The following is a 19,474-nucleotide window of genomic DNA, read 5'->3' on the forward strand; positions in this document are numbered from 1 at the left end:
CTTTACATACAATTACATCTTACTTCTGTTACAGCACTTGCTTTTTTCTTTGAAATCACTTCTTCCAAGCCTTCCAAGTCAGCTAGGGTAAAGTCACATTCTTTGATCAAATCAGCAAGTAACTGCTTGATCCTGCGGGAACAAACCTTATCTTTGATATCCTGGACAAGTAACTTCCTACTATCTTCCTGCGTCAACAACGCTGAATAGATAAAGGACTTGCCCTGTTTTTCCCGAGTCAAACATTCTTTCTCAACCAGACGGGCCAAGAGTGTCTGGATCGTGGATTTGGACCAACTGAACCTTTTCTCTAATACTTTTATGAGATCAGTACTGGTCTGCTCCCCCTGCATCCAGATAATCTTCATGACCTGCCATTCTGCATCCGAAATCTGCATCAGCACACCTCCAAAATCTACATTTGTCAATTACAATTATCAGTATACTCTCAAAATCTACATTTGTCAACTAAATTTCCTAAAAATTTTAAAATTTCCCTTTCCAATAGATTTTGTCTATCATTGTGATAAAAAATACATATTATTCAAAGTTCTATTTTAATGCTACAATAACTGTATTATTTTCCTAAATAGGAGGTTCTACTTTTGGATTGGTCCATTGTTGAACAATATCTACCACTCTATCAAAAGGCTTTTTTTCTGACCTTGCATATTGCAGTCTGGGGAATTCTAGGTTCTTTTTTGCTGGGGCTCATCGTCAGCGTCATCCGGCATTACCGCGTTCCTGTTTTCTCCCAACTGGCAACAGCCTATATAGAATTGTCACGAAATACACCCCTTTTGATACAACTTTTCTTTCTCTACTTCGGTCTACCTCGAATAGGGATTGTTCTCTCTTCAGAAGTCTGTGCAACAATCGGGCTCATCTTCTTAGGTGGTTCCTACATGGCAGAATCCTTCCGTAGCGGGCTAGAAGCAGTCAGTCAAACCCAGCATGAAATCGGTTTAGCCATTGGGCTTACTCCATTTCAGGTATTTCGCTACGTGGTCCTTCCACAAGCGACTGCGGTTGCTCTACCATCCTTTAGCGCCAATGTTATTTTCCTCATCAAGGAAACTTCTGTCTTTTCGGCAGTCGCCCTTGCTGACCTAATGTATGTTGCTAAGGATTTGATTGGACTCTACTATGAAACAGATATCGCACTAGCCATGTTGGTGGTTGCTTACCTTATCATGCTTCTACCTATTTCACTAGTCTTTAGTTGGATAGAAAGGAGGCTCCGTCATGCAGGATTCGGGAATGCAAGTACTCTTTCAGGGAAATAATCTCTTGAGAATTTTACAGGGATTGGGAGTCACAATTGGGATTTCTATCCTGTCTGTCTTCTTATCCATAATTTTCGGAACGGTTATGGGAATTATCATGACCTCTCATTCTAGAGTGATTCGCTTATTGACACGCTTATATCTAGAATTTATCCGGATTATGCCGCAGCTAGTGCTCCTTTTCATCGTTTACTTTGGCTTAGCTCGAAACTTTAATATCAATATCTCTGGGGAAACTTCTGCTATTATCGTTTTCACCCTCTGGGGAACAGCTGAGATGGGTGACTTGGTTCGTGGCGCTATCACTTCCTTGCCTAAACATCAGTTTGAGAGCGGACAAGCGCTTGGCTTAACTAAAGTACAACTCTACTACCATATCATTATCCCTCAAGTTTTGAGAAGGCTTCTACCGCAAGCCATCAATCTTGTCACTCGTATGATCAAAACGACTTCCTTGGTTGTTTTGATTGGAGTTGTTGAGGTTACCAAGGTTGGACAACAAATCATTGATAGCAATCGCTTAACCATCCCAACCGCTTCCTTTTGGATATATGGAACCATCCTAGTCTTGTATTTCGCAGTTTGCTTCCCTATTTCCAAACTATCTACTCATCTAGAAAAACATTGGAGGAACTAAATGTCTGAAACTATTTTAGAAATCAAGGAACTAAAAAAATCCTTCGGAGACAATCCAATCCTCCAAGGACTTTCCCTAGATATTAAAAAGGGAGAAGTCGTCGTCATCCTAGGACCATCTGGTTGTGGTAAAAGTACGCTACTTCGCTGCCTCAATGGTTTAGAAAGTATTCAAGGAGGAGATATCCTGCTTGATGGTCAGTCCATCGTTGAAAATAAAAAAGATTTTCACCTGGTTCGCCAAAAGATCGGTATGGTCTTTCAAAGTTATGAACTCTTTCCTCACCTAGATGTCCTTCAAAACCTCATCCTAGGACCTATCAAGGCTCAGGGGAGAGACAAAAAAGAAGTAACGGAAGAAGCTCTGCAACTACTGGAACGTGTCGGACTTCTAGACAAAAAACATAGCTTCGCTCGTCAATTATCCGGAGGACAAAAGCAACGGGTAGCCATCGTTCGTGCACTTCTCATGCATCCAGAAATTATCCTCTTTGACGAAGTAACTGCTTCACTGGATCCAGAAATGGTGCGTGAGGTCCTAGAGCTTATCAATGACTTAGCACAAGAAGGGCGTACCATGATACTGGTAACCCATGAAATGCAGTTTGCCCAAGCAATTGCGGATCGCATCATCTTTCTAGACCAGGGAAAAATTACTGAAGAAGGAACTGCTCAAGAATTCTTCACAAATCCACAAACAAAACGAGCACAAGAATTTTTAAACGTCTTTGACTTTAGCCAGTTTGGCTCATATCTATAATCAACAAAGGAGATTATTATGAAACTACTTAAACCAATTCTAACTGTTTTTGCTCTAGCATTTGCGCTTATCTTCGTCACAGCTTGTAGTTCAGGTGGAAGCTCTGATGCTTCATCTACAAAAGCAACTGCCAAAGCTCGTACTATTGATGAAATTAAGAAAAGTGGTGAACTTCGAATCGCGGTATTTGGAGACAAAAAACCATTTGGTTATGTTGACAACGACGGTTCTTACCAAGGTTATGATATCGAACTAGGTAACCAATTAGCACAAGATCTTGGTGTAAAGGTCAAATACGTTTCTGTCGATGCTGCCAACCGTGCTGAATACTTGATTTCAAACAAAGTTGATATCACCCTGGCTAACTTTACAGTTACTGACGAACGTAAGAAACAAGTTGACTTTGCCCTTCCTTACATGAAAGTTTCTCTCGGTGTTGTATCACCAAAAGATAAAGTCATCAAGGACGTTAAAGAACTTGAAGGCAAAACCTTGATTGTTACAAAAGGAACTACTGCTGAAACTTACTTTGAGAAAAATCACCCAGAAGTAAAACTCCAAAAATACGACCAATATAGCGATGCCTACCAAGCCCTTCTTGATGGACGTGGAGATGCCTTCTCTACTGACAATACTGAAGTTCTAGCTTGGGCGCTTGAAAATAAAGGATATGAGGTAGGAATTTCTTCTCTAGGTGATCCAGATACTATTGCACCAGCAGTCCAAAAGGGTAACCAAGAACTTCTTGACTACATCAACCAAGAAATCGAAAAATTAGGTAAAGAAAACTTCTTCCACAAGGCCTATGAAAAAACACTTCACCCAACATACGGTGATGCGGCTAAAGCAGATGACCTTGTTGTTGAAGGTGGAAAAGTTGACTAACATCTAATAAATGTAACAAAAAGAAATCAGGTAACCCTAAGGGTTACCTGATTTTTATATACCTTAAGCATTTTGCCAATTTTCTTGGTCTTCTTTAAAGCGTTTGAGGAGGTCAAGTCCTTCTGGTGTGATGTAGCCTTCTTCTTGGGCTAGGTGGATGAGCTCGCTGTAGTTTGAAAGAGTCACTAGTTTGACACCAGCATCCGCAAAGTTTTTATCTGCTTTTGGTAATTGATAGCTGAAGATAGCCACGACACCAAGCACATCTGCTCCTTCACGTTTCGCAGCTGCTACAGCTTCAAGAACCGAACCCCCAGTTGAAATCAAATCTTCAACAACGACCATTTTTTGACCTTGAGCTACACGGCCTTCGATTTGGTTTCCTGCTCCGTGGTCTTTTGGTTTGCTGCGGATATAAGCAAAGGGTAGATTCATCTTATCAGCGATGATGGCACCGTGTGGTATACCCGCAGTCGCTGTTCCTGCAATCACTTCTACCTCAGGGAATTCTGCCTTGATGGCTTCTACAAAACCATTCTCAATCAAGGTACGTGTCTCTGGATAAGCAAGCGTCACACGATTGTCTGTATAAATCGGTGATTTAATGCCCGATGCCCAAGTGAAGGGCTCTTCTGGTTTGAGATATACGGCTTGAATTTTCAATAGATGGCTAGCAATGTCTTTAGCAAGTGTCATGGGATTCTCCTTTGTATTTTAAACTTTATTCTTATTTCCAGTCTCGTGTCCATTCATCCTTGATAGCATGATAAGCTACTACTGGATCAGTAGCTTGAGTGATTGGGCGTCCGACAACGATATAGTCACTACCAATTTGATAGGCATCTGCTGGTGTCATGACTCGCTTTTGGTCCCCAAGAACAGCTCCTGATGGACGGATGCCTGGTGTCAGACAAATAAAGTCTTGACTTGTAGCTTCCTTGATGAGCTTCACTTCCTGAGCTGAACAAACCACACCATCTAATCCCGCTTCAGCAGTTTTCTTGGCATAGTGAATAACCGATTCTTGAAGACTGGTTTGAATATTTTGAAAGTCTCTCATTTGCTCCTCAGAGGTTGAAGTTAACTGAGTGACAGCAATCAATTTGGCTTCTTTCCCAAGGCCTTCACGCGCAGCTTTCATCATCTCTACGCCACCTGCTGCATGAACGTTTGTCATATCAACGCCAAGATGAGACAAGACCTTCATGGCTGATTTGACCGTATTGGGAATATCATGGAGTTTAAGATCCAGAAAGACGCTATGTCCCAAACCTTTCAGATAAGATACAATCTCAGGTCCTGTAGCATAATAGAGTTCCATACCTACCTTTAGATAGAGGCTCTCTCCTGCTGGAAAAAGAGCTAAAAATTGCTTGACTGCCTCAAAACTTGGAAAATCAAGAGCAATAACTGGACGAGCTTCGCGCATACTTTTCTCCTTTTACCTTTGTGAGCTAGAGAGCATGAAAAAAGGAACCTGCCTACAGCAAGGTTCCACGAAAAATGGGTAGTCTCCACCCTTTCACCGTCTAACCTTAGCTGCCTCTCTGGACTGCTTTAAAGGTTTTTTACTATTCTATTATTTAAAGCGGTACTTGTCAAGTAAAAAACAGTAACTGAACGAATCATCTGAAACTTAGCGACTCTGTGTTGTTTGAGTCGTCTGTGTTGTTTGATCTTGATTTCCTTGCTCAGCTTGTTTTTTCTTCTCTTCTTCCTGCTTCTTCTTTTCCTCTTCTTTGGCTTTGACTCTTTCGTCATCCAGAGCCTTATCCACTAGACTATAGCTATAGATACCGACCTCCATGTCAATACCACTAGGAACTGTCAACTGTGGTTTTATCTTACTATAGTAAGGTAACTTCTTCCCTAGTTCTGATAATGGCACCAAAATCTCGTCAGTATCATACATGGTAATCTTTAGAAGGTCACTTGTTACCTTACTTGGTGCAAGTTCAATCTTCTCAATCTCTTGCTTAATTTCTGGACTAACTTCATTTAACTGAGAAATTAGGGTTTTAATCTGTTCCTCATCGTTAAATAAAACAGATATGTATTTCTCAGGTAAGTTATCAGAACTAACGGCAGTTGATTCAATGCTTCCACTAGATAAGATTGGATAATAGTTATCTCCTGAAACTGAATAGGCTACAATTTCAAATTCTTTAACTTCAATAGTAAAGTGAACTGGGAATTGATAAACTATCTTAGCCGATTCAATCCAGTGATTTGATTTGACCATTTCCGCATGCTTATCTTTATTTAAGAGCAAGCTGATTGTATAGTCACTGTCACGAATGCCAGACGCTTCTCTAACTTGGTCTGCACTTGTCTGAACAGTACCCGTAACCTCAATATGTTTCATTGTAGCTAGAGGACTTAGTAGATAAATAGACAAGAATAAGATTATAAAACTAGGGACGAGGATCGTAACTGCTCGCCAGATATGTATAGAAGGAATGGCCGGTTTTGGAGGTTTACTCTTGGTTTTTACCTTTTTCTGTTTCTTAACCTTTTCGTCAGCTTTTTCTTTCTCTACTTGATCCTGACTCTTAGAGTCTTCTTGAGGAGTTTCCTCCGAATCTTTCTCTTCATTTGAAGTCTCATCGCTAGTATCCGAATCCTTCTCTTCAGATTTTTCGGATTCTTCGTCCACTTCTTCAGAACTCGTAGATTCTTCTTCCGTTCTTTTGCTTAAATACTCGTGGTGTTGTTTTTGCCATTCTGACACTTCTTGAATGCTTTCAGAAGACTCTGATACTTGTTCTTCTTTTTCACGAGCTTCTTCTTCGGCACGTTTCGCCTCTTCTTCAGCCTTTTTTTGAAGATATTCTTGATTTCGTTTTTGCCACTCTGACAATTCCTTGCCTTGAGTGTCCTGATTCTTTTTATCCTTTGACATCAATTTTCCTTATGATAAATCTTTTTTTAGTAACTCATAAAAATCTGCCACAGATTTTAATTCCTGAGAATTCTTCATCTTGTTTTGGTAAATCTCTTTGTTGGTCAAGAGTTGATTTACTTTTTCTTCTAAAGTTGACAAAGTCAAATCGCTCTCTTGCAACTCCTCAGCATAGCCTTTCTTCACAAAATAGGCTGCATTTTCAATCTGATCTCCGCGGCTGGCTTCACGACCCAGTGGTACAATGACGTGCAATTTAGCCATAGCAAGGAGTTCAAAAATCGTATTGGCACCACCACGAGTGATGACCACATCAGCCATATTCATGAGTGGTTGATAGAGTTCCGTCGCATAGTCAACACGGTAGAGGTTTGAACTTAGTTCATTTAAACTAGCATCACCTGTCAGGTTAATGATATTATAGCGACTAGTCAGCTCTTCCTTGTGGTCTGTGACTAATTGGTTAAAGACACGCGCACCAGCAGAACCTCCGACGAAAAGAAGAGTTGGTAACTTGTCGTTGAAAGAAGTTCGGATATCCACCATTTCTTCAGGTTCTTCCATAACTGGACCAGAAACCTTGGTCACAGCTCCTACATGTTCTACCTTAGTGAGACTAGACGCTTGCTCGAAAGTAGAGTACATCTTAGTCGCAAACTTATAGGCAATTTTATTGGCCAATCCCATAGAGAGATCAGACTCGTGGATGAAGACTGGTACTCTGCATACCCGCGCTGCGATAACAGGCGGAACAGATACAAATCCACCCTTAGAAAAGAGGGCTTGTGGACGAACTCGAAGCATGATAAAGAGCGATTGAAGAATTCCAAAAGCAACCTTAAAGACGTCAACCATATTTTGCCATGAGAAATATCGACGTAATTTCCCTGTTGCAATCGAATGGAAGGTAACATCTAAACCTGACTTGAGAATTTCATGATGCTCAATCCCATTTTTATCACCAATATAGTGGACTTCCCAGCCATCTTCGATAAACTTAGGCATTAACAAAAGGTTGAGGGTAACGTGTCCAACCGTTCCCCCACCAGTAAATACTATTTTTTTCATATTATCCCTTTAACTCCGCTACAGTGTCGATGAAAAGATCTCCACGTACTTCAAAGTTAGCATACATATCCCAGCTCGCATTGGCAGGACTGAGGAGAACAACATCTCCCTCTTCCGCAAGTTCAGAAGCCTTGCGAGTTGCATCTGCAATATCAGCCGCGTCGATATAAGCCACACCAGCTTTATCCGCTGCACGTTTGACACGTTCTGCAGATTGACCGAGTATGACCATTTTCTTAAGTCCAGTAATATCAGGAACCAATTCGTCAAACTCATTGCCACGGTCCAACCCACCAGCAATCAAGATAACCTTGCTATTATCAAATCCTGACAAGGCTTTTTGAGTTGCTAAGATATTGGTTGACTTACTATCGTTATAAAATTTAACGCCATTGATTTGGTCTACAAACTGGAGACGGTGTTTAACTCCACCAAAGGCTGACAAGGTTTCCTTGATGATTTCATTGTCCACACCACGAAGTTTAGCAACGGCAATGGTTGCAAGAGCATTTTCCACATTGTGGCTACCTGGAACACCGATTTCATCAGCTGCCATGACTTTTTCACCACGGAAGTAGAGAAGACCATCTTCAAGATAGGCTCCGTCAACCTTTTCAAGTGTTGAGAATGGTACTACAGTCGCATTTGTCTTTGCCGCAAGTTCTTTGGCTAATTCCTGGTTGAAGTTCAATACTAGGTAATCAGCTACTGTCATATTGCTTTGGATATTCCACTTGGCTGCCACATAGGCTTCAAAAGAACCGTGATAGTCAATATGTGTTGGCATCAGGTTTGTGATAACAGCAATTTCAGGATGGAATTCCTGGATTCCCATTAATTGGAAAGAAGAAAGTTCCATGACAAGGGTGTCCTTATCTGTCGCTGTTTGAGCAACCTGACTAGCAGGATAACCGATGTTACCTGATAAGAGTCCATTTTGTCCTGCAGCAGTCAGGACTTCCCCAATCATGGTTGTGGTCGTTGTCTTACCATTTGAACCAGTAATACCGACGATTGGTGCATCAGAAATTAAATAGGCCAACTCAACCTCAGTCAAAACTGGAATGCCTTTTTCTAGAGCTTTTTCAATCATAGGATTGCTATAAGGAATTCCTGGATTTTTTACCATCAAGGCAAAATCTTCGTCCAACAATTCCAAGGGATGACCACCAGTTACAACCTTGATGCCCTCTTCCAAGAGACTTTGCGCAGCTGGATTTTCCTCAAAGGGCTTACCATCATTCACCGTTACGATGGCTCCTAGCTTGTCCAAGAGACGAGCTGCAGACTCACCTGATTTAGCTAAACCTAGGACTAATACTTTCTTATTTTCAAATTGATCAATTCGTTTCATATCTAGAACTCCATTTCTACTCTTACTATTTTACCATTTTTATGAAAATAAAAAAGCCACAAAGGGCTTTCTTATTTGTTTTTTGTATAAAAAACTATTCTACCGACTTGAGGGCTTCTAACATATCCACCTTTCGGAGATAATGATTGACAAAAACTCCTAGGATGGTCAAAATGACACTGACAGCTAGAACTGGAATGAGATAAACTTCCCAGCCGACCTTTGGTTGAAAGCGGAAGGTACCGGGTGCGATCATCTGAATGAGAAATTGATGGAGATAAAAACCTGATACCAATCCTACAATCATTCCAATTAGTGACAATATGATAGTTTCCCGATAGATGTAAAGGGTCACTTCTTTGTTATGAAAACCAAGAACCTTGATGGTTGAGAGTTCCCGAATCCGTTCAGCAACATTGATATTGGTCAAATTATAGAGAATCACAATAGCTAGTAGTACCGATACCAGCACCAAAATCGCCATGGTATGATTCAGAGAATTAGCAAAACTTTCAAAGAGCTGAATGGTGGAGGCGTTTTGAACGAGGCCACTGACAGCTACCTGGTCCATAAATTCTCCCGCGACTCTTTCAGTATTCCCTTCACTTTTATCCTTAAGTTGGACCAGATAGGTGTTCATCTTGGGAGCTTGACCATATATCTCCTCATAGGTCGCCTGATTCATATAAACAAAGTGACCTACATAGTGCTCAGTAATAGCACCTACTTTAAAGGTTTTCCCATCTATTGTAAAGTTGTCACCAACAGAAACTCCAGCCAACTGAGCTAATTTATCTGTTAGGATGACTCCACCTGATAAGCTCAGTTTTTCTCCATTTTTTTCTAAATGGACAAAAGGTTCCAGGTCATCCTTATCCGTTACCATGATGGTCACTGTCTGAACTCCAGCCTTGCCTGCATACTTTTCCTCAACCTGTTTGAAAGAAATTAAACGATAGTTTTCAACTTCATCACTCTGCAATTTTTCTTCTAGTTTGGCCTTATCAGAATCTGAAGCTCGAGAATTGACAGAGAGAATCATCTGATATTGTTGCAGATCCTTAAACTGCCTGTCAGCAACGCCTACCACAGAGGATTGAATACCAAGTCCTGCAAAGAGGAGGGCTACTGAACCTGCAACCCCAAAAATGGTCATCAGCATGCGTTGTTTGTAACGGAAAATATTGCGGGCAGTTACCTTTTGGGTAAAGCTCAAATGAGACCAGATAAAGGTTATCCGCTCCAAGAGAATCTTTGAGCCCTTGACTGGTGGCTTGGGTAGTAATAATTGTGCTGCTTCTTCATGCAATTCTCTGCGAGATACAAGGTAGGCAGGTAAAACGCTAGCTATTAAACTTAGTCCCAGAGCTAAACAACTATAGGTCCAGTAGAAATGCTGCTGACTCTCACCAACGATCATTCGTTCAGTGATGATATGCGAGATTGTGGGTGCTAAGACATAATGACCAATCAGAATTCCTAGAAGGGTGCCAAGAGTACCAGCAACCAGACCATAAATTACAAACTTAGCAATGATATCCTTGCTATGGTAGCCTAAAGCCTTAAAGATACCAGCATTGGTCCTTTCCTCGTCTACAAATCGTGTCATGGTGGTAAAGGTAACCATGGCTGCGACGGCATAGAGAACAACTGGAAAAATATTCCCTACGGCACGAATACTCATGGCTGAGTTACTATACATGAGATAACCTTGACCAGTAGGAGAGCTTTTTCGATTGTAAACATGATAGGTTGGCTCTGTCAGAGCATTGACTTCATCCTGACTGGTCTGCCATTTAGCCTTCTCACTAGCAAAATCTGACTCAGCATGACTTAGTTTTTCCTTTTCTTGTTTCAATTGTTCTTTAGCTTCTTCTATCTGGCTCGAAACTTGGCTCTTTTGCGGTTCTGGAAGTTGGCTCACTTGATTTTCTTGAGCTTGTAAACGCGTTTCGATTTCTTGCAGGCGTTTCTTGCCAGCTGTCAAGTTGCTCTCTGCCTCGTCTAGTTGTTTCTTGCCCTCATCAAGGGACTCTTGGGCATCCTTCTTCATTTTCTCTAGCCGCGCTTGTCCATTATCAGCAACTAGTTCCTTTAAAGTCTCCTCTTCTTCCTCTAGCTTCTTTTCGTAATCACTAGAGAAAGGATTAACATCTGTTAGGCTAGCAAAACGCAGGCGGGCAATCGTGTAAACAGAGCTCTTAAAATTTTCTTCAGTTACAACACCATATGCTACTAAGTTCCCATTACCACTGGCTGAACTCCCCATATCTGATTTTGAAAAAATATCTGGAGAGTGGACAAAGCCTGTAATGGTATAACTATCCCGCTTTAATTGAGAATTACTGCCCTTTTTCTGGCTCAGATGAATAACTTGACCAATCTGATAGCGATCTTTCAAAAAGTCCGCCAAGGCCAATTCATCCTCTTGCTCAGGCAAGCGCCCTTCCGTTACTTGAAATTTTGAAATCTTATCAGTATTTGAAAAGATTCGTATGGCATCTTCACTATTTGCCAGAGTCAAATCTGTCATATAACCAAACTCGACATCTGCTCCTGATAGAGTTTGCAATTCTGCCTGGTCTGCTTGATCAAGTCCATAATCTCCTATGACGGTCACATCTGCCGCATTGGTATTTTTCAGAAAAGTCCAAGCTGTTCGCTCCATATTGGGACTGGCCACTTTGAGACCGACTAGGGCCAAAGAACCTAACATCATCAAAGTTAGAATGGATAGAAATCGCCCTTTTGAACCTGTGAAAGACTGGAGCAGGTCTTTCCAATATATCTTCCTTTTCATATCAGTACTCCAAATCATCAATATCCTGTGGTTGAGGATTGATAACAACGCTCTTGACACTGGCATCATGCATCTGAATCACCCGATCAGCTATAGGAGCTAGGGAAGCATTGTGGGTCACGATGACAACGGTAGCGCCCTTCTTACATGACATTTCTTGAAGAATCTTTAAAACCTGCTTACCAGTCTGGTAGTCCAAAGCTCCCGTTGGCTCATCACAGAGGAGAATTTTGGGATTTTTAGCCACAGCTCGAGCTATTGCTACCCGTTGTTGTTCACCACCTGATAGCTGAGCTGGAAAATTATTGAGACGATGGCCTAGACCTACGTCCTTTAGAACTTGCTCAGGATCTAAGGCATCTAAGACAATTTCTGATGCCAACTCGACATTTTCTTTGGCAGTTAAGTTAGAAACCAAGTTATAAAATTGAAAGACGAAACCAACATCATCCCTACGATAGTTGGTTCTCTGATGGGAAGTAAAATTCGAGATATTGGTTCCGTCTATCCAGACTTGTCCTTCATCGTTTGTATCCATACCACCAAGAATATTTAAGACTGTTGACTTCCCTGCTCCAGATGAACCAAGGATAATGACCAGTTCTCCCTTTTCAATCTCGAAGTTGACATCACGATTGGCTACGATTTCTGTTTCTCCAGTATGATACCTCTTATAGCTATGTTTCATTTCAATATAGGACATCTTATTTCCTCCTTTCCTACCCCTTATTTCACCCTTATTATAACTCTTTTAATAATAGAAAGAAAGTTAAGCCCTAAATATAAAACATAAAAAAGCGGACAAGATCTAGTTCTGTTTCTTGAAACTAGTTTGTCCACTTTTTATAGTTGAGATTGTTTTCTTGTCCAATCTCTATAATCTAAATACTGTCAGATTATTTTATTCTTCGTCTTTCTTCTTTCCCATTGCAAAGAGACCAAGTAGTGCTCCCACAACACCTGCTGTTGCAAGGGTTGCATTTTCCTTAGTACCTGTTTCAGGGAGAATATGTTGACGGCTTGCAGGCGCCTGATAAGTCTTATCTTGTGACATAGCGAGGGCTACAATCGACTGCTCATCTTTGTACTCTGGTACTTCATTGACAGCTGCTTCGGCTGCGTTCACGCCACCAGTATATTCTGGAACTTCGTGAACTGCTGCAAAGACTGCATTGGCACCACCTTTGTACTCTGGCACATCGTTAACCGCTGCTTCGACTGCATTCACACCACCAGTGTATTCTGGAACTTCGTGAACTGCTGGTTCGACTACATTCGCTCCTAAAGTATGTTCTGGTACTTCATGAACTGCTGCTTCAACTCCATTCACGCCTCCAGTGTATTCTGGTACTTCGTTCACCGCTGCTTCAACTCCATTCACGCCTCCAGTGTATTCTGGAATTTCGTGAACTGCTGGTTCTTCCCCATTCACACCGCCTGTGAACTCTGGAACTTCATGTATAGCCGGTTCTTCTCCATTCACGCCTCCAGTGTATTCTGGTACTTCGTGTACAGCTGGTTCTGTCTTAGCGCTTTCAGCATCTGCCTTAGTCAATTGAATGCGATATTCCTTAATATGTTTACCACTTTCTGAAACAAGATGAATCAAGACTGGAAGTTTATCATCTCCACTATCAACAATAGTTGCTGCTACGTTTTCGCCAGCTTCAACTGTTACTTGAGGACGATTTCCACTATAGGTTACTTGGTAATCTACACGATCTTCAGAGAAGTCAGCAATCTCTTTACCATCCACAAGAAGTTTTGCAGCTGTACTATCCTTAGGTTCTTCACTTGGAGCAATGAAGGTCATTTCTGTAATAGCTACACCCTTGGTATCAGCTTTTCTATCCATGCGCCATCTCATAGCCTTAGCTTTAACTGGAGCAAAGGTTACATGGATATCAGTACCTGCTTGAATCTCTTGATCAGCACGGTATTCAACTTTCTCCCAGTTAGAAGGAGTGTTGAATGGATGTTCTGGATCGTATGGTTGGTAGTTAGAGTAATATTCTGGCGAGTCAAATTCTGGTCCCACATAGCGCTCTAAGACTAGTTTAGAAGGTGCATCTGTACCACCATCTGAGAAGAATCGAATGCTTCCTTCAGCGACTGTACGTTCAACAATCTTGCCAGCTTCTCTAAAGATAACCCCTACTGAAACCTCTGGATTATCAGATGGAGTTGGAGACCAGTTGGTCCAACGACGGGTTTCATCATCAGAACCATCGTTAACATAGTCCACACGGTCATGAGAGTTTGGATCAATATCGTTAGTTGCTGAGGCAAATGAACGGTTGCTATCGTCGTCGAAGTCTGGGTTGTCTGATAGGTTTTCACCGAGTTTATCAGTCACACGTACTGCTACTTCGGCATTCAAATCAGTACCTAAAACGCGACCACGAACTGTAAATTCACCTGCATTCGCTAGATTTTCAGCTGGAACTTCATCCCATTCAACTGCCAAGTCTTTGACTTCATAGCCATCTTTACCTGTGAAGTAAACAGCGACTTTCGCAGGTAACTCAAGAGTATGGCCCTTAGCAACCAAGCGTGATGATTTCACAGCAACAACAGGTTTACTTGCTAGCAAGTCTTTATCATTTGTAAAGTGGAGACGGTATTCACCTAGAATATCTCCGTTTTCAGCCTTAACGACAACACGAACTGGATCCCCTTCACGCACGCTTGGAATCACTGTAGCAATACCATTATCTGATACACTTGCTGTTACAGTTGCTGCTTGGTCTTCTTTAGTTTCTAGATAATAGTCAGTCAAGCCAGGGTTAAAGTTTGGCAAATCTTTTCCATCTACTTGGATTTGAGCTTGAGCTTTCTTAGCTGCAACTACTTGTTTAGAGAAGATTTGAATTTCTGTAATGGAAGTACCCCATTTACCATCTGGTCTAACCATACGGATACGAACCGCATAGGTATTGACTTTATCAAAGCTAAAGTGGGTCATTTCTCCCGCTCTTACTTGATCTGGAGCTTTAAGATTTGTCACTTGTTTCCAGTTATTGTCATCGTTAAAGACGTGGTCTTCACTAGCTACAAAGCTTGGGTTCTTAGGAACTGTTGGAACATCTGTTCCTACATAGTATTCGATGACATAAGACTTAGGTGCACCAACACCGTGGTCTTCGTGGAAGGCAACATTGAGATTGTCAACCGAACGTTTAGACAGGATACCAGAATCACCAAAGAGGATTCCCACTGACGCTTCACTTGTACGGTTCCAGTTTGTCCAACGGTTAGCTGGTTGGTTGTTGTATGAGATTAGTTTATCATTAACATTTGCTACCGAGTCACTTGGATTTGAGTCTGATGCAAAGGCAAGTGGTAACTCTGAACCTGTCCACTGGTCAGAAATGTTTGCACCAGTTTCTGTCTGAGCAGAAACACGGACATGAAGTTTCGTTGGTAACTGAGTCCCTTCCACATGTCCTGTAACGGTAAAGCTACCTTCAGTTGCATATTGGCTTGGGTCAATAGCATCCCAAGTCACTTTAGCTGAAGATACTTGGCCGTTTGAGTGGTAAGTACGAACACTTTCTGGTAATTGAGGAGCTTCTGAAACTGGAGTTGTTGTAGTCACTTCTTCGACTGCAATGATACCTTCTACAGAAACTTTAGCATGAGCTTCGTTTTCAATTCCTTCTACTTTACCTAGAACATCAAAGCTATGGTATTTAGCAAGGTCTTCCTTAGCAACTGCTTGCCAAGTCACCTTGTGAACTTTTGGAAATCCTTTATCGTACTCTACCGTTACTGTACCAGGTAGACTTGGTTCTTGGTTCAAACCTGTCACGACACTTACTGGACGAATGGCCTGGACAACTTTATTTTCAGTATTTGCCTGAATGTTCAAGTCAATCTGACCTTCTGCTCCTTCAAATTGAGCTTTTAAAGTTACTTGACCAGGTTTATGCAATTCAAGCATACCTTTACGAACAGCTACGTCTCCTTCACCTGATGTTGAGAAGGTTACCTTGTCAGCTTTTAATACGGCCTGAGTTCCATCTTGATAATGAGCCAAGACTTTGATACCAACTGTTTGGTCTTCTTTCAGTGCGTCTGCATTTTCAACTTCTAGGCTTAAACGCTCAATCTGAGGAGCTTCTTGTAAGAATTGGATAGCATAAGTCTGAAGTGCTCCACCATCATTTGGTTGAACATAAATACTAGCACGCATACCATTTGCTTCGTTAGCTTGAATAACAGTAACTTGCGCATTTTCAGCTAAAGCTTTGACTTCAGGCAAAGTAGCTCCATAAGCAAGTTTATGGTATAGAACCGGTTTGTCAGTTGAGAGCCCTTCTACAGGCTGGTCTGCAACAGTTACAGTCGGTACTACTGGTGAAGCCGCTTGACCTTCTGCGACTACGAATGTAGCAGCGATTTCATCATCACCTGAAATTCCTTTAGCTTGGATACGAGAGCCTGGGATAGTTAATTTAGCTTGGTCTTCAGCTACAACTTCCCACCTATCAACGTCATAGCTTCCTAGAGTACCATCTGACAATACATAGGTTACAGATGGATCAACCTTACTTAGATCTGTAGTTGGTGCAATTCTCTTAACTACAGGTAATTCTGCTTCGAGTGCCAAGACTTCAACACGCGCTTCTACATCTCTTCCTTCTGCCACACCTTTAACAGTAAAAATACCAGGTTGGTTGACATCAACTGCAGACCATTCTACTGGAAGTTTTGCACGGCTACCATCACTGTAGATAAATCCTACTTTTGAAGGCATTTTCGCTGCTTGACCGATTACTGTACGAACTTTAGGCACCTCTGTACCTAAAATAGTTTTTTCAGCTTGGTCTTTCTTACCTGTGAAGATAGTTGTTTGACCAGATTTCAAGAAATCAGAGTGAGCAGTCAAGGTGAATTTACCTGCTTGCTCAGTTGATTTGACAATCACAACACCCTTACCATTAAAGGCTTTGCGAATCCATGAACCATCTGCTTGTTCTTTGTAACGTTCACGGCTGGCTTGTTCCCCGTTATCCACACCGACAATCTGACCTTGTCCATGCAACTGGAAGCGAACAAGATTATTGGCTGTAGGAACTACGTTACCTTTACTGTCAACAATTTCGTAATAGATATAAGTGAGGTCTTTTCCGTCAGCTGCGATAGCATTTTCTTCTTTGACCAAACGAACCCCTGCAGGTTCTCCAGCAGTCACAATCTTATCACGAGCAATGATATTACCAGCTTCGTCACGAGCTACTGCTTCCAAAGTACCTGCTTCAAAAGCAACTTTCCATTCAAGGTAAAGTTCATTCGGTTTGGCACCTTCTTGGTAAGTGCGTCCATCACTTGTTTGTTTTTTAGTAAATGTCTTCTTGCCTAGAGTTTCACCATTCAAATATAGTTCTACACTTGCAGCGTTAGAATAGGCACGAACAGGAATCTTACCATCTGCATCCGCTACATTCTCTTTTAGGGTAGGATTTTCCCAGTTCCAGTGAGGAAGAAGGTGAACCATTGGTTTCTTCTCAGCAGAAACCCATTGGCTTTGGTACAAGTAGTAGTCATTCTTTGGAATTCCGGCCGTATCTACGATACCAAAGTAAGAACTCTTAACTGGAGTTTGGTTTTGGTTGTGCCATGGAGTCGGTTCACCGATATAGTCCGTACCTGTCCAGATGAACTGACCTGCATAACCAGCATTGTCACGGTCAAAAGTCCAAGATGCTGTTGCTGTTTTACCCCAACCAACACGGTCATTACCGTAGTCTGATTGCTCGTAATTACGGTAAGCCTGATTGCTGTGGACCAATTCACGTTCTGGACGGAAATAACTTCCACGTGTACGAGTAGCTGAGGAAGTTTCAGATCCGTAAATCAACCAATTTGGATGTTTCGCACGAAGTTTCTTGTAGTTGTCTTCTGAATAGTTAAAACCAACTGCATCCAGTTCATTGGCAATCTTTTCATGGTCACCACTACCATCACCAAAGCGGAACTTATCTGCTCCCATAGTGACATAGCGTGTCTTATCAACAGCCTTGATCACTTGAACCAAGCGTTTAACAGTTGCTAGAGAACGAGGTTTCCCGTCTGCTTCACCTATTTCATTACCGATAGACCACATAACGATAGCAGGGTTGTTCTTTCCTCGTTCAACCATGGTACGAAGGTCAAAATCAGACCATTTTTCACCTTTCTTAGCGTCTGGGTGAGTAGCATCTTTATCAAAGAAGCGACCGTAGTCATACTGTTTCTTACCACCATACCAAGTATCGAAGGCTTCTTCTTGGACCAACAAACCAAGCTCAGCAGCAATCTGTAAAGTTTGCTCACTAGCTGGGTTGTGAGTTGTACGGATAGAGTTTACACCCATATCCTTCATCTGTTTCAGACGACGGTATTCAGCCTTATAGTTTTCTTCAGCTCCAAGAGCTCCATGGTCATGGTGAAGAGAAACCCCATGGAATTTAATGCGTTCACCATTCAAAGAGAAGCCTTCATTTGGAGTCCAGTTGTAATAACGGTAACCAAACAAATCTTTCTTAGCATCTACCAATTGACCATCACGATATACACGTGTCACCAATTCGTAAAGGGCAGGCTTGTCGCTATGAACTGTCCAAAGTTTTGGTTTATCAACTTGTAAAATAGCATTCAAGCTAGCTGATTGATGAGCTTTCAATACTTGACTAGCTGTACGAACTAGGTCCGTTACAGCTTGACCATTACGTTCGATAATTTGGTATTCAGCAAGAATTTCATGATCTTTATCATCAGTATTGACGATCTTACTTGTTACATGAGTATCTACCTTACCATTTTGTTGTTTTTCAAGGTCTGGAGTTAAGATAGTTGTTCCATTTTTCTCAGTATGGACCTTATCTGTGACTTGAAGGGTAACATCACGGTAAATCCCGCTTCCTGAGTACCAACGGCTACTTGGTTGTTTGTTGATGGCATGCACTGCTACGACATTCTCGCGACCGTCTTTATGGAGATAGTCAGTGATGTCATATGAGAATTGGTTGTAACCATTTGGATAGTGACCAACTAGCTGTCCATTTACATAAACCTGAGAATCCATGTAAACCCCGTCAAATGTGATACGTACATTCTTATTGAGGTCTTCTTCATCGAGTTTAAAGGTCTTACGATACCAAGCATCACCACCATTGAGTTGCCCACCTTCGTTTTGGGCAGGTGAGTCATGGTCAAAGTCATTGTAGATACTCCAATCATGAGGAAGGTCTAATTTCTTCCAACTAGAAACATCGGCATCTGGCTTGACCGCATCTTTAGCATTGGCATTGAGCTTGAAATGCCAGTTTTGGTTGAATTCTACTTTTCTATCCTCAATCAACTGTTTTACCTCATCATTAGTTGCAGGTTTGAGCTCTGGTTTTTCTGTTTGAGCAGATTGATCCTGAGTCACAGCTGGAGCTTGCTTTTCTACATCAGAGGTTTCTTTTTTCTCAGGAGTAGTCTCAGTAGTTGGGGCTTCCACTTTTTTCTCTACTTCATGATTAGTTTCTACTGCTTCACTGTTAACAGTTTCTGTTGTTACAGGTTGTTCAGAAGCTTTTGAATCTACAGCTTCCTCTTTAGGAGTTTCTTTCTCCACTTTTTCTGTAGCAACAGCGACTGGTGTCTCATCCGCAGATACAGAATTTACACCTACTAGATTTGCTCCAAATAAAACAGAGCAAGTCCCGATAAGTACCGAGCACGTTCCGACCGTAAATTTACGGATGCTATAGATACTTTTGCGATTCCAATAATCTTTTCCCATAGGGTTCTC

General features: G+C 41.6%; 12 protein-coding genes and 2 pseudogenes. 4 read left to right on the plus strand and 10 right to left on the minus strand.

What is annotated here, in order from left to right; genetic code table 11:
- Window positions 1-2 precede the first annotated feature (2 nt).
- The gene (locus QM382_RS04060) at window positions 3-398 is read right to left on the minus strand and encodes a CopY/TcrY family copper transport repressor (RefSeq protein ID WP_414272535.1); all 396 of its coding nucleotides are present in this window, start codon (window positions 396-398) and stop codon (window positions 3-5) included.
- Window positions 399-605: 207 nt separating this feature from the next.
- Between QM382_RS04060 and QM382_RS04065 the strand changes: the two genes are divergently transcribed.
- Genes QM382_RS04065 through QM382_RS04080 form a run of 4 tightly spaced genes read left to right on the plus strand, consistent with a single transcriptional unit; the run spans window position 606 to window position 3,567 of the window.
- Window positions 606-1,286: an amino acid ABC transporter permease gene (locus QM382_RS04065; RefSeq protein WP_414272536.1), complete on the plus strand. Its 681-nt coding sequence runs from the start codon at window positions 606-608 to the stop codon at window positions 1,284-1,286.
- A complete protein-coding gene (locus tag QM382_RS04070) occupies window positions 1,246-1,923 on the plus strand; it encodes an amino acid ABC transporter permease (protein ID WP_414272537.1) in 678 nt (225 codons plus the stop codon). The genes QM382_RS04065 and QM382_RS04070 overlap by 41 nt, the downstream gene beginning before the upstream one ends.
- Complete coding sequence (locus tag QM382_RS04075) at window positions 1,924-2,682, plus strand: amino acid ABC transporter ATP-binding protein (protein WP_414272538.1); 759 nt, start codon at window positions 1,924-1,926, stop codon at window positions 2,680-2,682.
- 18 nt (window positions 2,683-2,700) lie between these two features.
- Window positions 2,701-3,567, plus strand: a complete 867-nt coding sequence (locus QM382_RS04080) for a cysteine ABC transporter substrate-binding protein (RefSeq protein WP_074324648.1) — start codon at window positions 2,701-2,703, stop codon at window positions 3,565-3,567.
- A gap of 63 nt (window positions 3,568-3,630) precedes the next feature.
- Here QM382_RS04080 and pyrE read toward each other — a convergent pair whose 3' ends face one another.
- From pyrE to QM382_RS04125, 9 genes and pseudogenes are all read right to left on the minus strand, one after another.
- Complete coding sequence (pyrE, locus tag QM382_RS04085) at window positions 3,631-4,263, minus strand: orotate phosphoribosyltransferase (protein WP_036755409.1); 633 nt, start codon at window positions 4,261-4,263, stop codon at window positions 3,631-3,633.
- Window positions 4,264-4,294: 31 nt separating this feature from the next.
- Complete coding sequence (pyrF, locus tag QM382_RS04090; protein ID WP_414272539.1) at window positions 4,295-4,996, minus strand: orotidine-5'-phosphate decarboxylase; 702 nt, start codon at window positions 4,994-4,996, stop codon at window positions 4,295-4,297.
- 207 nt (window positions 4,997-5,203) lie between these two features.
- Window positions 5,204-6,469, minus strand: coding sequence for a cell division protein FtsQ/DivIB (locus tag QM382_RS04095; RefSeq protein WP_247921741.1), 1,266 nt, complete (start codon window positions 6,467-6,469; stop codon window positions 5,204-5,206).
- A 9-nt stretch (window positions 6,470-6,478) separates the two neighbouring features.
- Complete coding sequence (locus QM382_RS04100; protein ID WP_036755417.1) at window positions 6,479-7,537, minus strand: UDP-N-acetylglucosamine--N-acetylmuramyl-(pentapeptide) pyrophosphoryl-undecaprenol N-acetylglucosamine transferase; 1,059 nt, start codon at window positions 7,535-7,537, stop codon at window positions 6,479-6,481.
- Between the two features lies 1 nt (window position 7,538).
- Entirely contained in the window at window positions 7,539-8,891 is a 1,353-nt protein-coding gene (murD, locus tag QM382_RS04105; protein ID WP_414272540.1) for a UDP-N-acetylmuramoyl-L-alanine--D-glutamate ligase, read from the minus strand.
- A gap of 94 nt (window positions 8,892-8,985) precedes the next feature.
- Window positions 8,986-11,691, minus strand: coding sequence for an FtsX-like permease family protein (locus QM382_RS04110; protein ID WP_414272541.1), 2,706 nt, complete (start codon window positions 11,689-11,691; stop codon window positions 8,986-8,988).
- Between the two features lies 1 nt (window position 11,692).
- The gene (locus QM382_RS04115; protein WP_414272542.1) at window positions 11,693-12,394 is read right to left on the minus strand and encodes an ABC transporter ATP-binding protein; all 702 of its coding nucleotides are present in this window, start codon (window positions 12,392-12,394) and stop codon (window positions 11,693-11,695) included.
- Between the two features lie 198 nt (window positions 12,395-12,592).
- Window positions 12,593-19,066: pseudogene (locus tag QM382_RS04120) on the minus strand (SIALI-17 repeat-containing surface protein); the annotation flags it as partial.
- A gap of 251 nt (window positions 19,067-19,317) precedes the next feature.
- Window positions 19,318-19,465 (minus strand): annotated as a pseudogene (locus QM382_RS04125) (YSIRK-type signal peptide-containing protein); the annotation flags it as partial.
- Window positions 19,466-19,474: the final 9 nt, after the last annotated feature.

This window comes from Streptococcus infantis (assembly GCF_047465185.1).
Taxonomy (GTDB): Bacteria; Bacillota; Bacilli; order Lactobacillales; family Streptococcaceae; genus Streptococcus; species Streptococcus infantis_O.